This window comes from Metabacillus herbersteinensis, from assembly GCF_042433335.1.
GTDB lineage: Bacteria > Bacillota > Bacilli > Bacillales > Bacillaceae > Metabacillus > Metabacillus herbersteinensis.
The window spans coordinates 218,328-235,838 of sequence record NZ_JBHLVO010000002.1 but is presented as its reverse complement, the minus strand read 5'-3'; the positions used below and the strand labels follow the sequence as shown (position 1 = coordinate 235,838).

The 17,511-nt window shown below is 37.4% G+C and carries 15 protein-coding genes; 4 read left to right on the top strand and 11 right to left on the bottom strand.

From position 1 onward, the window contains the following. Positions 1 to 98: 98 nt before the first annotated feature. Positions 99 to 1,337 carry an ATP-binding protein gene (locus ACFFIX_RS04155; RefSeq protein WP_378930823.1) on the bottom strand — a complete coding sequence of 413 codons (1,239 nt, stop codon included), beginning with the start codon at positions 1,335 to 1,337 and terminating at the stop codon, positions 99 to 101. A gap of 458 nt (positions 1,338 to 1,795) precedes the next feature. Here ACFFIX_RS04155 and ACFFIX_RS04150 point away from each other — a divergent pair, with 458 nt between their 5' ends. Continuing rightward, positions 1,796 to 3,124: a YjiH family protein gene (locus ACFFIX_RS04150; protein WP_378931165.1), complete on the top strand. Its 1,329-nt coding sequence runs from the start codon at positions 1,796 to 1,798 to the stop codon at positions 3,122 to 3,124. Positions 3,125 to 3,391: 267 nt separating this feature from the next. Here ACFFIX_RS04150 and ACFFIX_RS04145 read toward each other — a convergent pair whose 3' ends face one another. From ACFFIX_RS04145 to pruA, 4 genes are read right to left on the bottom strand one after another with little or no spacing between them, the layout of a single operon-like run. Next, entirely contained in the window at positions 3,392 to 3,646 is a 255-nt protein-coding gene (locus ACFFIX_RS04145) for a biotin/lipoyl attachment domain-containing protein (protein WP_378930821.1), read from the bottom strand. Between the two features lie 42 nt (positions 3,647 to 3,688). Next, on the bottom strand, positions 3,689 to 4,957 hold the full coding sequence (locus ACFFIX_RS04140; protein ID WP_378930819.1) for a Glu/Leu/Phe/Val family dehydrogenase: 1,269 nt from the start codon (positions 4,955 to 4,957) through the stop codon (positions 3,689 to 3,691). Positions 4,958 to 4,975: 18 nt separating this feature from the next. Then, positions 4,976 to 6,172, bottom strand: coding sequence for an ornithine--oxo-acid transaminase (locus ACFFIX_RS04135; RefSeq protein WP_378930817.1), 1,197 nt, complete (start codon positions 6,170 to 6,172; stop codon positions 4,976 to 4,978). Between the two features lie 32 nt (positions 6,173 to 6,204). Then, the gene (gene pruA / locus ACFFIX_RS04130) at positions 6,205 to 7,752 is read right to left on the bottom strand and encodes an L-glutamate gamma-semialdehyde dehydrogenase (RefSeq protein WP_378930815.1); all 1,548 of its coding nucleotides are present in this window, start codon (positions 7,750 to 7,752) and stop codon (positions 6,205 to 6,207) included. A 257-nt stretch (positions 7,753 to 8,009) separates the two neighbouring features. On the opposite strand from pruA, the gene ACFFIX_RS04125 reads away from it, so the two are divergent. Together ACFFIX_RS04125 and ACFFIX_RS04120 are read left to right on the top strand one after the other, a co-directional pair. Further along, entirely contained in the window at positions 8,010 to 9,380 is a 1,371-nt protein-coding gene (locus ACFFIX_RS04125; protein ID WP_378931164.1) for a sigma-54 interaction domain-containing protein, read from the top strand. Positions 9,381 to 9,787: 407 nt separating this feature from the next. Beyond that, positions 9,788 to 10,882 (top strand): GerAB/ArcD/ProY family transporter, encoded by a 1,095-nt coding sequence (locus ACFFIX_RS04120; RefSeq protein ID WP_378930813.1) that lies wholly within the window; start codon positions 9,788 to 9,790, stop codon positions 10,880 to 10,882. 233 nt (positions 10,883 to 11,115) lie between these two features. Here ACFFIX_RS04120 and ACFFIX_RS04115 read toward each other — a convergent pair whose 3' ends face one another. Further along, complete coding sequence (locus tag ACFFIX_RS04115; protein ID WP_378930811.1) at positions 11,116 to 11,439, bottom strand: hypothetical protein; 324 nt, start codon at positions 11,437 to 11,439, stop codon at positions 11,116 to 11,118. Positions 11,440 to 11,635: 196 nt separating this feature from the next. On the opposite strand from ACFFIX_RS04115, the gene ACFFIX_RS04110 reads away from it, so the two are divergent. Further along, complete coding sequence (locus ACFFIX_RS04110) at positions 11,636 to 11,773, top strand: hypothetical protein (RefSeq protein WP_378930808.1); 138 nt, start codon at positions 11,636 to 11,638, stop codon at positions 11,771 to 11,773. A 193-nt stretch (positions 11,774 to 11,966) separates the two neighbouring features. Here the strand turns inward: ACFFIX_RS04110 and ACFFIX_RS04105 are convergent, their stop codons facing one another. From ACFFIX_RS04105 to ACFFIX_RS04085, 5 genes are all read right to left on the bottom strand, one after another. Further along, positions 11,967 to 12,767 (bottom strand): thermonuclease family protein, encoded by an 801-nt coding sequence (locus tag ACFFIX_RS04105; RefSeq protein ID WP_378930806.1) that lies wholly within the window; start codon positions 12,765 to 12,767, stop codon positions 11,967 to 11,969. Positions 12,768 to 12,935: 168 nt separating this feature from the next. After that, positions 12,936 to 14,249 (bottom strand): GntP family permease, encoded by a 1,314-nt coding sequence (locus tag ACFFIX_RS04100; RefSeq protein ID WP_378930804.1) that lies wholly within the window; start codon positions 14,247 to 14,249, stop codon positions 12,936 to 12,938. 81 nt (positions 14,250 to 14,330) lie between these two features. Continuing rightward, positions 14,331 to 15,335: a LacI family DNA-binding transcriptional regulator gene (locus ACFFIX_RS04095; RefSeq protein ID WP_378930802.1), complete on the bottom strand. Its 1,005-nt coding sequence runs from the start codon at positions 15,333 to 15,335 to the stop codon at positions 14,331 to 14,333. Positions 15,336 to 15,381: 46 nt separating this feature from the next. Further along, complete coding sequence (hisD, locus tag ACFFIX_RS04090) at positions 15,382 to 16,665, bottom strand: histidinol dehydrogenase (protein ID WP_378930799.1); 1,284 nt, start codon at positions 16,663 to 16,665, stop codon at positions 15,382 to 15,384. Positions 16,666 to 16,728: 63 nt separating this feature from the next. Beyond that, positions 16,729 to 17,490: an SDR family NAD(P)-dependent oxidoreductase gene (locus tag ACFFIX_RS04085; protein WP_378930797.1), complete on the bottom strand. Its 762-nt coding sequence runs from the start codon at positions 17,488 to 17,490 to the stop codon at positions 16,729 to 16,731. Positions 17,491 to 17,511: the final 21 nt, after the last annotated feature.

Here is a 17,511-nt window from a genome sequence, read left to right as displayed (position 1 = left end):
CTAAGTATATCAAAACACAAAAAAACCCGTCCATTTTGGCGAGTTTTTTAATGGTTTTCTTTTATATTGGTACTGAAATTAGGCATTTCCACCTTCCACTAACGCACCCGGTCCATCTTCAATAACGATTGGGTGATGGTAGGCAAAATAATTTCTATAGTGGTTCCCTCATTTAATTTACTTTGAATTGTTAACTTACCGTTATGACTTTCGATAATTTTAAAGCAGGTCATTAGTCCCAGACCAGTTCCCTTTTCCTTTGTTGTATAAAAAGGCTCTCCAAGTGTAGGTATACGTTCTTTCGGAATTCCGACACCCTGATCAATAATTTGGATAGAAATCTTACCTTCTTCTTTTTCCTTAACCTTAACATCAATACTTCCACCTTTAGGCATGGCTTCGATTGAATTCTTAAGAAGATTTAGAAAAACCTGCTTTAACTGGTTTCTCTCGCAGCTGACCATCGGCAAATCACTGTCAAACTCAACGAATATCTGAACATTGTTTAAAATTGACTGGGTATTAATTAAGGTTACTACATCTTTTATCAATACTTTAACATCTTGTTCGACAAAAATAGAAGCGCTTGGTTTGGCAAGAACGAGGAATTCCCCTACGATTGAATTTATCCGTTCAAGCTCTGAAAATATAATATCAAAGTATTCTTCTTTTAGATCGTTGGACTTCAATAGCTGTATAAATCCTTTGATTGAAGTTAGAGGATTACGGATTTCATGGGCAATACCTGCTGCCATTTGGCCCAACAGAGCCAGTTTTTCAGACTTTTGGAGCAGACGATCGGTTTGTGCTTTTCTAACAGTGATATCCTTTCCAATTGAAAGCACAGCTTCTTTTTCACCAAATACGATATACAAAGAAGATACTTCAAAGAAAAACATCGATCCATCCAAACGTTTTATTCTGTGTTCGATACTGTTTAACGGCCGTTTCTCTTTCTTTACCTGCTTTATGCGTTCCAGTATACGATCTTCATACTCAGGATCAATAAAATCAAATATGGATTTACCGATCATTTCTTCCTTACTGGCTGCTCCAATCATAGAAACAGTAGCTTTATTTACATAAACCATCTTATAATCCCGGTGGATAATAACCGATTCAGGCAATGAATCAATCAATTGCTTATAGCTTTCTTCGCTAGCACGTGCCTTTTTTTCATAGTATCGAGCTTTATCATATTGCCTTCCAACAAGCCAAGCAATAAGTGTAAATATAAAAAAGTCTATCGTAAAAAAAGACTCATGATTCACAATCTTTTGGTAGGTGGTAAATAAGATCGATATTAACACCAGAATTATTTGTCCCGATTTATTCATTGTATCCCTCTTAAATATCTAAATTTGCTTATATCATAGCATATAGTATTAAATATTTAATGAAAATAGAGAAAATTAGCCTATAGTGGAGAACTTCCTTCTCCACACAGATAGGTAAGGGTTTGAGGTTTTTGCACAAATACGAATTATTTGCATGTAGTGCAAAATTCCTTTGCGAAAAACCTTAATTAAGTGTGATAAAATAAGGACTTCATTAATTTTATGTTGGCACAAAAGTTGCATTAATTGTAGTTGTGCAGTAATTATTAGTCTATTTAAAAAGTTTCTACTGTAAACAAGAAAAGAGAGGAGCCTATTTTTTTTACAATATCGGAAAGCGCTTTCAAATACTTGGAAATGAAAACAATGAAATAATTGAGGTGAATTCTTTGGAAAACCAGCTTCGTCAAAAAAAGATTCAAGAATCAGAGATACCGGTACCAAAACGATCGTATAGCATGCAAGAATATTTACAGTTTTTCCTTCCTAGTTTTATTGGTATTCTTCTATTTGTCATTCCTTTTCCATTCAATGGTGAAATTACGATTTCTGTTGCAATATTAGCAAAATTAGTACAAACCAATTTCGCAAGTGTTCTTCCTGATATTGTGACAGGTATTATTGTTCTGACAGCAATAATCTCTTTAATTGTTAAGTTCTCAAAACCTACTCTTGTTGAACGGTCTCCCTTTCTAACAAAGTTATTTAATGTATCTACCGTATGGCTTATCGCAAGAGTACTAGGGATGATCTTTGCTATTATGACTTTTTTTCAGATGGGTCCAAGCTGGATCTGGTCTGAAAATACTGGTGGATTGTTACTATATGACTTAATTCCCGTATTATTTTCAGTTTTCCTCTTCGCAGGTTTACTTTTACCGCTGTTACTGGACTTTGGACTACTTGAATTATGTGGTGCCATGTTAACAAAAGTAATGAGACCACTCTTTAAATTGCCTGGTCGTTCATCCATTGACTGTTTAGCATCGTGGTTAGGTGATGGTACGATTGGCGTTCTATTAACCAATAAACAATATGAAGATGGATATTATACAAAGAGAGAAGCAGTTATTATCGGAACCACCTTTTCTGTCGTTTCGATTACTTTTACAATCGTCGTCATCTCGTACTTAAATCTTCAAAATGTCTTTGGACCATTTTATCTTACGATCGTAATAGCTGGCCTTGTAGCAGCATTTATATGTCCAAGAATTCCACCATTATCTAGAAAGCCAGACACTTACTATGAACATGCTGAAAAAAGGATAGATGAAAATTTACCAAAAAACACGACACCTTTTGCTTGGGGTATGGACCAAGCGATTCAACAAGCCAAGAAAAATAAAAGTTATGCGACTGTTTTAAAAGGAGGAATCCAAAACGTACTAGATATGTGGATGGGAGTTATTCCGATCGTCATGGCAATCGGAACCGTAGCACTAATCATTGCCGAATTCACTCCAGTCTTTAAGTACCTAGGAATGCCATTTATTCCAATTCTCACCCTCATGCAGGTGCCAGAAGCAGCAGCAGCTTCTCAAACGATGGTTGTAGGTTTTGCTGATATGTTTTTACCAGCTATTATTGGCAGTTCAATTGAAAGCGAACTAACCCGCTTTGTTATTGGCTGTGTATCTGTCACACAATTAATTTATATGTCAGAAGTAGGTGGACTGTTATTAGGTTCAAAACTTCCTGTTCATTTCTTTGAATTAGTTATCATTTTCCTACAGCGCACAATTATTACATTACCTATAATTGTTTTAATGGCTCATATTATTTTTTAACTTATTTATTATAAGGGGTTCATCAGGATCTCCCTACCTCAGGCTGCCGGAGAGTACTCGGCAGCCTATTTTTATTGAGCTCATCTATTTCTAGATCTATAGAATGAAGAACTAAAAAAATGGAAACATCAAGGTAACGGTTGAAGGAGGAAGGACTGTGGAGCAATTGCGATTGTTTTATAGCTTTCTTTTTTGTTAGATTAGGAATGATAATATAGAAAAACAGGCTTGGATTTTGCCAAGCCTGTTTACTAGTAAACATTCAAATCAATCAGACCCTGTAATACTAAAATCATCCTTTAGAGAAGCTAATAACATATCCCGCTTTACATGATCCCCTTGGTTTACTTCGAGGGAGGTTATGTGTCCACTTGCACCAACTGAAATTTCCTCTATCTTTCCTGAAGCTGTTTTGATTAAGAAAAGATTTTCCCATTCATAGACATGGCAATTTTCGCTAATGTACACCTTATCAATTATTCCATCATATGGACTCTCAATTGTATGATATCGTTGAATCACATTCTTCACCCCTTGTAAATTCTATGAAACCACTGGATTAAATTAAATCCATCCTCGGAATTGTGATGCTTCTGCCATTTTTCGAACACCGACCATATAAGCAGCTAAGCGCATATTGACGTCTCTGTCTTGTGAAACACGATAAACTTGATTAAAAGATTCAACGATAACCTTGTTAAGTTTTTCAATAACTTCTTTTTCAGGCCAATAATAACCTTGATTATTTTGCACCCACTCAAAATAAGAAACGGTAACACCACCAGCACTAGCAAGTACATCGGGTACAAGAAGTACGCCACGTTCTGTTAAAACCTTGGTTGCTTCCAAAGTTGTTGGACCATTTGCTGCTTCAACTACAATTGATGCTTTAATATTATGGGCATTTTGAGCTGTGATTTGGTTTGAGATTGCCGCAGGAACTAAGATCTCACAATCAAGTTCTAATAATTGTTCATTTGAAATCGTATGTTCAAAAAGTGTCGTAATTGTTCCAAAGCTATCTCTTCTATCAAGTAGATAGTCGATATCTAATCCAGCTGGATCATACAAAGCACCATAAGCATCAGATACCCCAATTACTTTTGCTCCTGCATCATGCATGAATTTCGCTAAAAAGCTACCAGCGTTACCAAACCCCTGAATGACGACGCGTGCACCCTTTAATTGAATTGCCTTTTTTGCAGCTGCCTCTTCAATACATATGGTTACACCAAGTGCAGTCGCTTTTTCTCTACCATGTGATCCCCCGAGTACGAGAGGCTTACCAGTAATAAATCCAGGTGAATCGAATTCACGTAACCGGCTATATTCATCCATCATCCAAGCCATGATTTGTGAATTTGTGTATACATCAGGTGCTGGGATATCTTTTGATGGTCCTACAATCTGACTAATGGCTCTAACATACCCCCGACTAAGTCGTTCCAATTCGTTTAGGGACATCTTCCTTGGATCGCAAATGATTCCCCCTTTACCTCCACCATATGGTAAATCAGCGATGCCGCATTTTAGACTCATCCACATAGAAAGTGCCTTTACTTCCTCCTCATCTACCTCAGGATGGAAGCGAATTCCACCCTTCGTCGGACCAACCGAATCATTATGCTGAGCGCGATATCCAGTAAATACTGTTGTTGACCCATCATCCATTCTGACAGGAATTCGTACCGTCATCATTCTAAGAGGTTCTTTTAATAGTTCAAATAGTTCATCCGAATACCCAAGTTTTTCTAATGCTTCTTTAATGACGATCTGAGTTGAAGTAAATAAATTTAAAGATTCTTCCTGGACATTTTTAACAACTGCACTCATGATTGGCCCCCTTGACCATTAGTTAGATAACACGCGTTGAATACGTTCGATTGCCCAATCTAGCTCCTCATTTGTGATAACGAGTGGTGGTGCAAACCGAATGACAGTATCATGGGTTTCTTTACATAAAAGACCAGTTTCTTTCAATGCTTCACAATATGGTCTCGCCTCTTCATGAAGTTCAACACCAATAAATAAACCTCTTCCACGAATATCCTTGATCATCGGGTTATTAATCTCTTTTAAACGTTCAACGAAATAGTTTCCGAGTTCCAATGAACGCTCAGCAAGTTTTTCTTCTTCAAGCACATCAAGCGAAGCGATCGAAACAGCACAAGCCATTGGATTTCCTCCAAAAGTAGAACCATGGGATCCAGGATTAAATACACCTAAAATCTCTTTGTCTGCAACAACACATGATATTGGGAATACACCGCCGCCAAGTGCTTTCCCTAATATATACATATCCGGTATGACATTTTCCCAATCACATGCAAACATTTTACCTGATCGTCCAAGTCCTGCTTGAATCTCATCTGCCACAAATAAAACATTTTGTTCTTTACATAAACGAGCTGCTTCTTTTAGATAACCAGCTGGTGGAATAACAATTCCTGCCTCACCTTGAATAGGTTCTAACAAAAATGCCGCAGTATTAGGAGTAATTGCCACGCGTAATGCCTCGATATCACCATAGGGAATTAGTTTAATTCCCGGTAACATTGGACCAAAGCCTTTCTTATATTCTGTCTCTGAAGAAAGTGATACCGCTGACATTGTTCTGCCATGAAAGTTTCCAGTACATGCGATAATCTCTGCTTGATTTTCAGCAATTCCCTTTACATTATAGCCCCAACGTCTAACCGTTTTAATTGCTGTTTCCACGGCCTCTGCCCCAGTGTTCATCGGAAGTGCCATTTCCTTTTTTGTAATCCTTGCTAATTTTTCATACCATGGACCTAATTGATCGTTATGAAATGCTCTTGACGTAAGAGTTACTCGATCTGCTTGATCTTTTAGGGCTTTGATGATCTTGGGATGTCTATGTCCTTGATTTACTGCTGAATATGCACTTAACATATCCATGTATTTGTTCCCTTCAGGATCTTCTACCCATACACCTTCTGCTTTTGAAATGACAATTGGTAGGGGATGATAATTCTTTGCACCGTACTTTTCTGTTTGCTCAATTAGACCTTCTGTCATTGTTGTCATTTATTATTCCTCCTATATATACCGTTTCTTATTTAAAGCGTTTCAGACGTTGTTTTTCCTTGCAAATGAAGTAATAAGTAGTCTGGTCCTCCGGCTTTAGAGTCTGTTCCAGACATATTAAATCCACCAAATGGTTGATACCCTACGATTGCTCCTGTGCAGCCACGGTTAAAGTAAAGATTACCAACGTGGAAATCTTCACGAGCCTTCTCTATGTTTTCACGATTATTTGTGATCACAGCTCCTGTTAACCCATATTCTGTGTTGTTTGCAATATCAATAGCATGGTTAAAATCTTTTGCTTTACAAAACGCAACAACAGGTCCAAAAATTTCTTCTTTCATTATTCGTGCATTTTCATCTACATCAGCAAAGATTGTTGGTTGGATAAACCAGCCTTTTCCGTCTTCACCTTCACCACCGAACATTAACTTTCCTTCTTCTTTTCCAATCGCAATATAGCTCATGATTTTATCAAAGGCACCTTGGTCATTTACAGGACCCATCTTAATCGATTGTTTTGAAGGATCTCCCACTGTTAACTCTCTTGTTAACTCAACAACACGATCTAACACTTGATCATAAACATCTTCTAGAATAACCGCTCTTGAGCAGGCAGAACATTTTTGTCCTGAGAAACCAAAGGCTGATGCAACGATTGATTGCGATGCTAACTCTAAATCAGCTTCTTTATCCACGACGATTGTGTCTTTTCCACCCATTTCAGCAACCACTCGTTTTAACCAAATTTGACCAGTACTTAATTTAGATGCTCTCTCATAAATTCGCAATCCAACATCACGAGACCCAGTAAAACTAATAAAACGTGTTCGTGGATGGTCGACCAAATAGTCTCCTACTTCGGCACCACTTCCAGGAATATAATTCACAACACCCGCAGGCAATCCCGCTTCTTCTAATACTTCCATAAGTTTCGCAGCAATCACAGGTGTTGTACTTGCGGGTTTAAGTAACACTGTATTTCCGGTAACTAATGCTGCAGTTGTCATACCAGCCATGATAGCAAACGCAAAGTTCCATGGAGAGATAATGACCCCAACTCCGAGTGGGATATAATTAAAACGATTGTATTCCATTGAACGACTCTCAACAGGAATACCATCTTTAAGTTTCAGCATTTGACGAGCGTAATACTCCATAAAGTCAATGGCTTCAGCCGTATCAGCATCTGCTTCATTCCAAGGTTTACCTGCTTCTTTCACTAAAATCGCAGAGAACTCGTGCTTCCGACGACGTACGATAGCAGAAGCTCTGAATAAAATATCTGCTCGCATTTCCGGCCTAGATTTTCGCCAAGTTTGAAATGTGCGATCTGCAACTTTCATCGCTTTTTCAGCAAGCTCTTGTGTAGCTTTTGAAACACGGCCAACCACTTCTTCTCTATTTGCAGGATTAACAGATATAATTGAGTCTTCAGTAAATATTCTTTCTCCACCAATAATAAGGGGATAATTCTTCCCTAATTCAGTTTCTACTTTTTGTAGTGCTGCTTCGAATTCTTTTTGATTCCTCTGATTTGAAAAATCGCAAAATGGTTCATGTTTATATGATTGGACCAAACTATTCAACCCCTTTTAAAATTGTTTACATCTATATATAAGCAAGATCCATGCCAACTATTAAATAAAGCTTTTATGGGAATCCAACCAAGATGAAGCAAGGATATTTTGCACTTATTTTATTTTAATAAGTCAAATGTGCAAAAATACATTGCACCTTTTTACTCAATATCCTACACTAGAAGTTAACTTGTTCGAATAGAGGTGCTTTTACATTGAGTAAACAGAAAAAAGCTCTAAAACATGATAACGAACCTATGTATCAAACACTATTAGATGTTATTGACGTCGGTGTACATGCCATAGATACGAGTGGAAAAACAATGATCTATAATCGGAAAATGACGGAAATTGAGGAAATGTGTGAGGCAGATGTGATTAATAAGTCTTTGCTAGAAGTCTTTATGTTTCCAGAAGAGAAAGATAGTACGCTCTTACAAGCACTTCTCCATGGTACTGTTACAAAAAATACAAAACAAACGTATTTTAATAATAAAGGACAAGAGATAACGACTATTAATGAAACATTTCCTATTTATAATGATGAAAATCAAGTAATTGGTGCGATAGAAATTGCGAAGGATATTACAAAGCTTGAACGGATTATTCGTGAAAATATCCTCCTAAAAGGAGATACCAAGTACACATTTGATAGCATAATTGGTCATAGCGAAGCTCTTTTTGAAGTGATTGAAAATAGTAAGCGAGCAACAAGAACTTCTTCATCAGTATTGATCATCGGAGAAACAGGAACTGGTAAAGAACTATTCGCTCAAAGTATCCATAACGGAAGTCAGCGTTCATCCAAACCATTTATCAGCCAAAATTGCGCAGCACTTCCAGACAATTTAATAGAAGGATTGTTATTTGGTACGAAAAAAGGTGCTTTTACTGGATCAATTGAGCGACCTGGTTTATTCGAGCAAGCACATGGTGGAACACTTTTACTTGATGAGATCAACTCGTTAAACCCTGCTTTACAAGCAAAGCTTTTACGTGCAATTCAAGAGAAAACGATTCGTAGAGTTGGAGATATCCAAGATAAAAAAATCGATGTCCGTATTATTGCTACAATTAATGAAGATCCAGTAGATGCGATTGCAAATGGAAATTTACGCAAAGACCTCTATTATCGATTGGGGGTTGTTTCGATCTTTATTCCCCCTCTTCAAGAAAGAAAAGAGGATATCCCTTTACTCGTTGACTCATTTATTGAGAAATACAATGATTTATTTGAGATGAATATAAGAGGGATTAGTACAGATGTGCTTGAATTGTTTTTTGAATATGACTGGCCTGGAAATGTGAGGGAACTTGAACACATTATTGAAGGCGCAATGAACCTATTAGATTATGAGGATACCATTACGTTTTCCCATCTACCAATTCCCTTTAGAAAAAAGACACATTTTAAAGAAACTGGATTCTCTTCAAGTCAAAATCAACTTGTTGAACAAAAAATAGACGACAACTTTCAATCATTTGAATCACATATGGAGGAAGCTGAAAAAGCATACTTAGTTAAAGCTTTGAAGCAACATGACTCAAATATTTCAAAAGCCGCCAAATCGTTAGGAATGAGCCGACAAAGTTTACAATATCGATTAAAAAAATATGGTGTGAAATAAGGGGAATATATTTTTCTTAAACCCGAGCGACAAAAAACAGCCTGCTTCCTAATTAGAAACGGCTGTTTTTTTGTAGCATCTTGTTCTTTTATATTTACATCACTTTTTCAATAACTACTTGTACTCCATTGTGAACTGCGTTTCCTGAGACTGGATCAATCACTTGTCTGCTTTAGTTACAGTACCAACACGGATATCCAACTTCAAAAAAACCTCAATTGTTACCACGATTATCATCTCCAGTTTTTCACAGTCAATCTACCTTTACGAAATGTTTACGTAAAATCCGATAAGGAAGTTGTCGTATCCAAATCATTGGAAAATCATATAGTTCCTATTATCAGGTTATAATACAAACTAAATATATAGTTAAATATATAAATTCCCCAACAAAGGAACTACTTCCTATGGTTAAAATCAGCAAAGGGCAATTATTAGCGCTTATTATTTTATATGAAATCGGCAGTACTACTTTATATGCATTAGGGATCGAAGCCAAACAAGATGCATGGCTTGCTATTTTAATAGCGATGATAGTAGGATGGGGATTACTTTGGATATATACTCAAATTCAACAAGCATACCCAGACCAACATTTAGGTAATATTTTTGTGCCTGTATGCGGAAAATGGATCGGGAGTTCTTTAGTCCTTCTTTATGCTCTTTATTTTTTTGTTGATGCTTCGTTTAATTTTTGGGAATTTGGGGATACCACAGTTCTTCTGGTTTTAGATGGAACGCCTCTATCACCGATCCTTGTTGTGACCCTGATTGTAATGATGTATGCAGTTTTTTTAGGAATCGAAGTAATAGCGAGAACAGGTGAAATCTTCATTCCTTACGTCCTCTTTTTGTTAGTTTCAATTTTTGTGTTGGTCATCCTATCGGGCCGACCGGAATTTAGTCGCTTACAACCGATAGTAGAAAATGGTATGATGCCTGTTATTCATGCAGCTATTCCTCAAATTGTAAGCTTTCCTTTTGGTGAGGTGATTGTCTTTCTTGTCTATTGGAAGTATGTAGATGTTAAAAGAGGAATATTTAAAACGTCTCTAATAGCCGTTAGTATTTCAGGCACCATTTTAATGATTGCATCAATCATGATGATCACAACACTAGGAGTGGAGTTAACCTCCTTTACCACCATTCCCCTTCGCGAATTAATAATGGCAGAGAATTTACGTATCGATGCACTAGTAGTTATATCCTTCTTTATTGGGGGTTTTTTCAAAATGACGCTCAATTTTTATGCATCCGTATTATTGATTCAATCATTATTTAGTATTCAAAATCTCAAATGGATTATCCTGCCTGCTGGGATATGTATATTAGGGTTTAGTATGACTATTTTTCCAAATATCGTGGTTCAGCGTTGGTTAGGTTTTGAAATTATGAACGTTTATATTCATCCAGTTTTACAGGTTATTATTCCTTGTCTCTTGTTGCTCATTATTTGGCTCAAACAAAAAGTAAGAGGGCGATCATTAAAAGCTCCCCTGTAAAGTTGGGGTTAGATTATTTCTCTATGTATACCATATTCATTGCCAATTAACATAAAGCTAATTTTAGGAAGTAACCACTAACGCCAAACCCTTGATACACATAGGTTTGGCGTTTGTTCGTTCTTTATCATTTATGGATAGTTTTATACAGGGTTGATGGATCAACGTTTTCGGCTACAGCTTTAATTAAAGGTGCTAACACTATATTTAGGCGACGCACCCGAGACTTTTATTTACTCTTTCCATTCGTCCCAGTAAATATTGACATACTCTGGTTGACTTGACTCATGTTCTATTTCAGCTTCATCCCTTTTTCCTTCTAATGTATGTGAGATAAATGAACAGGCACGATTTTCGTCTGTTAAAGTCTTTTCGTAAAATTCAGTAAGTGTATCTGGATCAAAAACCACAGCTCTATATGTGTTTTCCTCATTGTTTAAAAAAAGTTTCACTGCATCACCAAATTCCTCTGGTGGTCTTACTTTATAAAAGGTTTCGTGATCAGATTCTTTGTTTTTAACTTTATTTATTTTCTCCATGATTTCAGTTTTCTCCATTGTAAACCTCCTTATCTTCTATATCCTATATTTATTATTTTGTTACTTTCCATTCATTTTAAACATAAAAGCGAAATGATTTTAATTTTCATGTTCTGTACGTTAATTTATTTCAAAAAACTTTTTATAAATTCAAAATTGAATTTTATTATCATTTAAATAAAGGGATACTAACGTCGGAAAGGAGGTGTATATATTGACAAATATTATCGATGGAATGGATGAAGCAAGATTTAGATCAAGTTACACTAATAAAAACAAAGGTCAAAACAGGGAAAAAACAGGGGAAAAGAAAATGCCTGTGGTTTTAAAGAATCTAAAAAACGGGTCATAATTTGAGTTAGAGAGTGTAAACACACTCTCTGTCTTTTTTCTTCTTGATGACAGATAGGTAAGGGTTTGAAGTTATCTCCCCCTTTTTCCCCTGCTCGCAACGTACGTGTGACTTCATCGCATACGACGCTCCAACTACAACTATTTATAGCAGATCATGTAGCACTTATATCAATAGTTGACTTAAACGCAGCCTAGCGTTCACAAGCCCAATTATCTTTGTCTCTATCGTGTTTAGAAGCGTACGCAGGATGCCAAGATGGGACGCCATCAGGATAAACTTCACGTAATGCAGTGCAGTTTTTGTAAAACACATATGTTTTGCTAGAAGTTGTAGTAGAGTCACTATTTGAATCTGAAGAAGAGCTAGAATTATTGCTACTATCTACTAATTTAGTATCCAAATCGCCCTTCGTTGTTCCCTCTTCTCCGAAAGCCCATAGTCCAGTGTTTTCATGTCTAGCTTCCCTTGCGAATTTTACAAAATAATCACTATACTTTATATCAGGAGGATACGAAGAAGGTTCAGCATAGCCATTCAGTACTAAATCCGCATTAAACATTTTGGTTCGAATTTCATTTTCATCCATATCATCCGTTGGAATTTCCAACCAAACAATACGTAAGGAACGATTATATCTATCTGTATCGGATACATCTTTTTGTATCCATACCTGTTTTTCGTTTAGTTTTGAAACTGTATAATTACTAGCATTTTTTCCGTATTCCTCAACCTTAGATGTGGACTCAGGAGTATTTACACCAACCAAACGAACTTTCCTACCATCCGAAGTTTCGAATGTATCTCCGTCAATTACTCTTCCCACTGTAATAAGTTCTAATTTAAGACTTTCAGCTAGCTGTGATTGTATAACCTCTGTTTGATTATGGTTCCGTTCTGTATCTTCTTGTGTTGTCTCAATATTTTCTAATTCAGCACACCCTGTTAAGAGCATGCAAAAGAAAATGGCTGTAAACCACTTAGTTGCCTTCACTACTTTTCTCTCTCCTTCAATCCTATCTCTTTCTCTGTTCTACATCCTATCAGAAAAGTTGATTTTTGTCCGCTTCTAAGTTATAGCATATTTACTTCTCATAAAAAAATAAATGGTGCCTGTCCCCACTGCTCTTAAACGCAGGAAGACAGGCACCAAAAGTTTAGTTTATAGCCCAAGTGAGAATAGTATGATCGCCACAATTACTCCCAGTATAGGAACAACAACGGTTAAAGCACCAAAGGCCGGATAGGCATCTTTGTGTGTTTCACCAGCTATTGCTCGAATCGTCGTGACAACATAGCCACCATGTGGTAGTGAGTCCAAACCACCTGAAGATATTGAAACGACTCTGTGTAAGGCATCAGGATTTACTCCCATATCAAGATAGTGTGGCGCAAGTAATGGTAGCGCAATAGATTGACCGCCAGACGCTGAACCTGTAAGGCCCGCAATAACACAAACGGCTATAGCACCACCAATTAAAGGGCTTCCTGGAATACTTGTTACGAGGTTAACTGTATCTGAAAATGCTGGAGTTGCTTTAGCTACCCCACCAAACCCTACAACAGCTGCAGTATTAGCAATCGCAATTAGCGCTCCAATTGTCCCCGCAGAAACGGCATCCCAGAAATTGATAAAATATTTTCGATTAAGAACATAAGTTGAGATCACTCCCCCTAATAGGGCAATAATCAATGCAGATTGTGCCAGGGAATCGTGAAATATAAATGATAGAACTAATACGACTAATAGCGGAACTAAACTCAAGAAAGGGTTAGGTAATTCTTTTCGATTATTTTCCGGATCATTTTCTCGCGCTATAAAGTGTTCTCCCTTATTAACCGCTTTCATAATCATTCGCTTTAACCACCAGTAGCCAAAAACCATCATGAATACCGCAACAAGTATACTAACTTCCCAAGCAGCGTATGGAGATGTACCTAAATACTGAATTGGAATCCAGTTCTGAATTTCAGGTGATCCAGCCGATGTCATTGTGAATGTAGTCGAACCAAACCCAAGAGCTGCTGGAATAAATCTTCTTGGCAGGTTTGCTTCTTTAAATAAGCTGATTGCCATTGGATAAACCGAGAAAGCTACTACGAACAAGCTAACTCCACCGTAAGTTAACACAGCACAAGCAATAACAATTGCTAAGGCGGCATTTTTGATTCCAATTTTACCAGTAATCCACTTAGATACACTATCGGCTGATCCACTATCTTCCATTAGCTTACCGAATATTGCGCCAATTAAAAACATTAAATACCACGAAGCAATAAATCCCGAAAAGCCTTCCATATAATTCGTAAGAAAGTTCGCCTCTCCTTCAGCTGCTAACTGAGGGAATAAAGGTAAACCGTTTAATACAGCAACAAACATTGCCGATAAAGGTGCGACAATTAGAAGATTCATCCCTCGCATCGTAAGGATAATAAGAAGCGCCAAACCTCCAATTAGACCAATCATGCTAATCATTTCTTTCCCCTCCCTATTGTGATAAAACAGACGACATTTGTTACGATAGTCGTCTGTTTTTACACGAACTAACTCATATCTCTATCTTCGATCACTAACAGAATCTCTTAAGATAAGCTCGCCTTTTAAGGATTGAATAGTAGGTGTTTCGTGGCCACTATTAATAGAGTTCAGTAAAATACTGACTGCTGCCTCAACCATTTCTTTTATAGGTTGTTTCCAAGTCGTTAACGAATAGCTAGACCAACTAGACATCTTAACATCATCGAAACCTACGATTGAGAGATCTTCAGGAATTTTAAACCCTAATTTTCGAACAGCATCTACTACCCCGAATGCAGATATATCGTTTCCGCAAAAGATGCCATCTATGTTTTTATGCTCGAGCAGTAACTTCTGAGCTGCTTTAAATCCACCTTCATAGCTGTATTCACCATTTACAACCGGAAAGCTAGTAATACCTGCTGCTAAAAGAGCTTTTTCAAACCCCTTTTTTCGATCAATAGTTGTTGATGTATTCGGTGGACCTGATATAAAGGCTAAATTTTTATGTCCTTTTTCAACCAACATCGTCCCTATATCATATCCAGCAGAATAATTATCACAGAATACAGCACTGTATTGAGTGTCCTTTATATACCGGTTAAAAAGCACAACCGATTTTCCATTTCGCGCAAATCGATCAGCAGCTGTAGATGATAACGAAGCATCGGTGATGATAACACCTTCAACGTTATATTCGATCAATTGGCTTATTTCTTTTTCTTGAATCTGCTCGTTCTCCGAGTTAATAAAAAGTAAGTAATAGCCTTTATTCGCTAACTGAGTATAAAATCGATCAAGAACCTCAGGATAAAACGGATTCTGAACATTCCGCATAACAATCCCAATGATCTTCGTTTTATTTGTAATTAAACCTCGAGCAATTGCATTAGGCTGATACCCTAATTCTTTAGCTGCTTCCAGGATACTTTTTCGTTTCTTCTCTGATACATTTGCACCTGTTCCAAACACTCTAGATACGGTAGGCTGTGATACACCTGCCATCTTAGCAACATCCAGTGCTGTAACCTTTTTCTTATCCACGATACATTCCTCCTACCTTACGTAAGCAAAAGAAAATTATATCATATTATTGATCCTTTTTACCGTAACGTCTCACGCGTAAAGATGCCTGTTCCTTGTGACCCATGAACCCTTCTAGTTCACAAAGGCGTTCTGCATACTCACCAATCATGACACTAGCTTCAGGTGTACATCTTTGATACGTACAGTTTTTAAGGAATTTCCCTACCCATAATCCACCTGTGTATCTTGCAGCCTTCTTCGTTGGAAGAGTATGATTTGTACCGATTACCTTGTCCCCATAGGCAACATTTGTTTCAGGTCCTAAGAACAGAGCACCGAAATTCGTCATATTTTCAAGGAAATAATCAGGGTCTTTCGTAAGAATTTCAACATGTTCATAAGCTAGTTTATTTGCTTCGATTACCGCTTCCTCCTCATCGGCAACGATAATGATTGAACCGTTATCTTCCCAAGCAACGCGCGCAATATCAGCAGTTGGTAACGTTTCTAGTTGGCGTTCAATTTCCTTAATTGTTTCATGTGCTAGTGCTTCTGAAGTCGTAATAAGTGCACCTGGAGATGTTGGTCCATGTTCTGCTTGTCCAAGAATATCAGTCGCAACCATTTCAGCATCCGAAGTTTCGTCAGCAATTACTAGCGTTTCTGTTGGTCCTGCAAATAGGTCAATCCCCACTCTTCCGAATAGTTGGCGCTTCGCCTCAGCCACAAACGCATTCCCTGGACCTACAAGCATGTCAACGGGTTCAATCGTTTCAGTTCCAACTGCCATAGCCGTCATTGCTTGAACGCCACCTAAAAGGTAGATCTCATCTGCACCTGCAAGATACATAGCTGTTACAGAGGCTGCTGGGATTTCTCCATTAATTGGAGGTGTGCATGCAATTACACGTTTTACTCCAGCTACTTTCGCGGTCAGTATACTCATATGTGAGGATGCAACCATTGGATAGCGCCCACCCGGAATATAGCAGCCTACACTATTCACTGGAATGTTTTTATGTCCTAAGAAAACTCCAGGTAATGTTTCTACCTCAATATCACGAATCGATTCTCTTTGAAGAGTCGCGAAATTTCGCACTTGCTGTTGAGCAAATTTTATATCTTCAATCGTTTTTTCTGGAACTGAGCTTACTATTTCTTGGATTTCTTCTTCAGTTAACCGAAATTTTTCTGGTGACCACTTATCGAACTTTTCGGAAAGCACTCGTACTGCTTCATCGCCCTTTTCTTCAATATCCTTAATAATTTGGCTTACTGTTTGCTGAATCTTTGAATCATTTTCCTGAATTTCCATTTCACTTTTGCCTTTTTTCAAAAATGTAGCCATAGTCGTTCACTCCTAGTTTTTATAGTTTGGTTTTGAATACGTATTCAAAAATAGGTAAAAAAACTATATTGCGGTCCAGCCGCCATCAACCTTAATCGTCTCGCCTGTTACAAAATTGGCTAGATTAGAAGAAAGATATAAAACAGCACCTGTTACATCTTGCGGGCTTGCTAATCTACCCAGTGGTATGCGCTGATATACATCCTTTTCAAATGCTTTATCTTCAAACATTTTCTCGGTAAAATCTGTTTTTATAAAGGTAGGTGCTACTGCATTAACATTTATATTGTAAGGTGCCCACTCAATGGCAAGTGCTTTCGTTTGCTGGACGATTCCCCCTTTACTCGAACAATAGGCTGCTCTGTTCAAGTAGCCAACAAAAGCCATCTGTGAAGCGATATTAATAATCTTTCCTGCTTTATTATGAATCATATATTTAGCAGCACGTTGTGAAGCAAAAAAAGCACCTTTTAAATTCGTATCAAGTACTTTATCCCAATCTTCTTCGGTAACCTCCAGTGCGGGTTTTGCAATATTCAATCCTGCATTGTTCACGAGAATATCAATTGTCCCCAAGTGCTCGGCAGCCGTATCAATCATTTCGAAAACTTCTTTTGTTTTAGAGATATCCGCCGCAACATACTTGCATGTTGGTTGATATCTCCTGAGTTCATGAGTTGCTTGCTCAAGGGAGTCTATATCTCTACCAGTAATGATTACTTGTGCACCGTGTTCAGCAAAAGATAAAGCAATATCCTTCCCTATTCCTTTACTTCCACCAGTAACAATGACTTTTTTATTTTCAAGGTCTGGAAAGTACTTCACCTGTGAACCTCTTTTCCTTAA